A 2,337-nucleotide genomic window follows, 5' to 3' on the forward strand; every position below is an offset into this window, starting at 1 on the left:
GGTGTCCCCCCGTGGGAGCGGGTCGGTCGGATCGGTCACCCCCACCCTCGTCGAGCGCGGGGCCCGCGACGATCTCCCTGGCACCCGTCTTGGGGGTGGTGCTGGTGCCACCCCCTGCCCGCCACTTCGGCCGCCGGCCGCCGGTCAGGCGGGGCGGCGGACCAGGTGCGCGGTGAGGTGGTGCTGAAGGGGCTGTCCCACGGCCGCCATGTCGTGGACCACCGTCAACCGCTCACCGTCGAGGGTGTAGTGACGCCGTGTACCGGTGACCTCCTTGGCGAGCGGGGTCAGCGCCACGTCCTTGGTCCCGATCTCGATCTCCGCGCCGGTCACCTGCCCGACGTACGTCTCCACGATGCCGGTCGGGTGTGCGAGCACCACCTCCAGGGAGGCGTCCGGGGTCACCCGCCACCACCCGGCCTCCCGCCCCGCGGGCCGCACCGGCGCGCCCGACCCGTCGATCAGCCACGCGCGGGCCTCGTAGCGCAGGAAGGGGCGGCCGTCGTGGCTGAAGGTGACCTCCTGCTCGTACCGGAAGTCCTGGTCCAGCGTCGGGTACTCGCCCCGCCCGCGGCCGTGCCACCGCCCGATCAGCCCGAGCACGGGCGCGAGCTGCGGATGCGGCGCGGGGCCTTCGCCGAGGACGTGGGTGTCGGGATACGGATTGTCCTGGACCGACTCGAACATGTTCACCTTGCCTGTCTGTGGTTTCCCCCGCGCCCCGCAGCCTAAGGGCTGCCCCGGCCCGCCGGACGACGCGGCGCCCGCGGCGGAAACCCGATGCCCCCCACCGCGCCCGAGGGCACGGGCGCGGCCTAGCCCACGAACTCCTCGTCGCCGTAGCGGACTTCGGCCCGGTTCCAGTCCACGCCCAGCGCGGCCGTGAACCTGCGGGCCAGGGGGAGGTCGGTGACCGGGGCGATGAGGGTCAGACGGCCGTCCAGGGCGACCGAGCCGCCGCCCAGGCGGTCGCGGGCCTCGGGGTCGGCCAGCAGCGCGTCGCGCAGGCGGGTGGGGCTGACGCCCGGGGCCTCGATCTCCACCGCGTCGGTGTCCGGCGAGGTGCGCGGCAGACAGCGGAACGTCAGGACCGATTCCTGCCGGTACTCCTTGCGGATCACGTCGGCGATCTGGTGCAGACCGGCCGGGCCGACCCGGTCGACGTCGAACTCCCGCGACCGTTCGTACGTGGCCTGCCGCTCCTCGCCCGACCAGAACACGCCGTCCAGGAGGGTCGAGTTTCCGGGCCGGGCGCCCTGCGTGCGGATGATGCCGCGGACCTGGCGGTCGAAGGCCGTCAGGTGCGTCCGGAGCCGGGGGTCGGCCGGATCCGTGATGACCGCCGTGTTGTTCGTGGCGAAGATCTCCGCCGTCGGGCCGCATGCGGAGCCCCCGGGGACCGGCGTGGCCTGGGCGGTTCCCGCGCCCGCCGTACCCAGTGCCAGGACCCCGACCGCTACCAGCACCCGCAACCGCTTCATGCCTCAACTCCCCGCCTGTGGACCGGTGACGCCGCGCCTTCGGCCACGGCGGGGCCCATCCTAGGAGCGGGACGCGCCCCTTTGGGCCGAGAACAACCCGTATGGCCGACAACGTACGGCGGTTCTACCGCGCGAGGCCCTCGATCACCTCGGCGCCGGGCAGCAGGGCGCACAGCTCTCCGGGCAGGATCAGTTTGCCGCGCCGGCTGCCGCTGCCGACGAGGACGTACGGCATCTCCACGACGGCGGAGTCCACCAGCAGCGGCCAGCCGCCCGGCAGGCCCAGCGGGGTGATGCCGCCGTACTCCATGCCGGTCAGCTCCACCGCCGTGTCCATCGGGGCGAACGACACCTTGCGGGCCCCCAGGTGCCGCCGGACGACGCCGTTGACGTCGGCCCGGCCCGCCGAGGGCACCAGACAGGCCGCCAGGGAACTCTCGCCCCCGCGCCGTGCGGCCACCACCACGCAGTTCGCCGACTGGCCCAGCAGCTCACGCCCGTAGTGCTCGACGAAGGCGGCGGTGTCGGCGACCGCCGGGTCCGTGTCCACGTAGACGATCCGCTCCATCGGGATGCCGCCCGCGCGGCCGCGGACCGCCTCGGCGACCGGGGGGACGAGCTCGGCGAGGCAGTCGGGGGCGGGCCGGGCGAGGTCGAAGGAGCCGATGGGAGCGCGCATGCCCGCACCGTAACAGCGCCCGTACGCTCACACCGCGACGGCCTCGATGATCGACGGCAGCGAGGGCGTCGGCAGGATCCGGTGCAACCGGAACCCCGCCCCGGCCAGCAGCGCCTCGAACTCGGAGGCGGTGCGCTCCCGGCCCGTGACCGCCATCAGCATGACGATGTCCAGTTC

General features: G+C 74.0%; 4 protein-coding genes. All 4 read right to left on the bottom strand.

Annotated features, from left to right (window positions below):
- Positions 1-144: 144 nt before the first annotated feature.
- Positions 145-687, bottom strand: a complete 543-nt coding sequence (locus tag ACFV0Q_RS40850) for an FABP family protein (RefSeq protein WP_385013089.1) — start codon at positions 685-687, stop codon at positions 145-147.
- A 128-nt stretch (positions 688-815) separates the two neighbouring features.
- Positions 816-1,481: a hypothetical protein gene (locus ACFV0Q_RS40855; RefSeq protein WP_385013091.1), complete on the bottom strand. Its 666-nt coding sequence runs from the start codon at positions 1,479-1,481 to the stop codon at positions 816-818.
- Between the two features lie 124 nt (positions 1,482-1,605).
- A complete protein-coding gene (locus ACFV0Q_RS40860; protein ID WP_385013092.1) occupies positions 1,606-2,160 on the bottom strand; it encodes a YbaK/EbsC family protein in 555 nt (184 codons plus the stop codon).
- Positions 2,161-2,187: 27 nt separating this feature from the next.
- Positions 2,188-2,322, bottom strand: a complete 135-nt coding sequence (locus ACFV0Q_RS40865) for a hypothetical protein (protein ID WP_385013093.1) — start codon at positions 2,320-2,322, stop codon at positions 2,188-2,190.
- Positions 2,323-2,337: the final 15 nt, after the last annotated feature.

The sequence above is a fragment of the Streptomyces sp. NPDC059564 genome, assembly GCF_042735575.1.
Lineage (GTDB): Bacteria > Actinomycetota > Actinomycetes > Streptomycetales > Streptomycetaceae > Streptomyces.

Bases quoted from the DNA above. Each gene is read 5' to 3' on its own strand.
- ACFV0Q_RS40850 (WP_385013089.1), bottom strand. From the start codon at position 687: ATGTTCGAGTCGGTCCAGGACAATCCGTATCCCGACACCCACGTCCTC.
- ACFV0Q_RS40855 (WP_385013091.1), bottom strand. From the start codon at position 1,481: ATGAAGCGGTTGCGGGTGCTGGTAGCGGTCGGGGTCCTGGCACTGGGT.
- ACFV0Q_RS40860 (WP_385013092.1), bottom strand. From the start codon at position 2,160: ATGCGCGCTCCCATCGGCTCCTTCGACCTCGCCCGGCCCGCCCCCGAC.
- ACFV0Q_RS40865 (WP_385013093.1), bottom strand. From the start codon at position 2,322: ATGCTGATGGCGGTCACGGGCCGGGAGCGCACCGCCTCCGAGTTCGAG.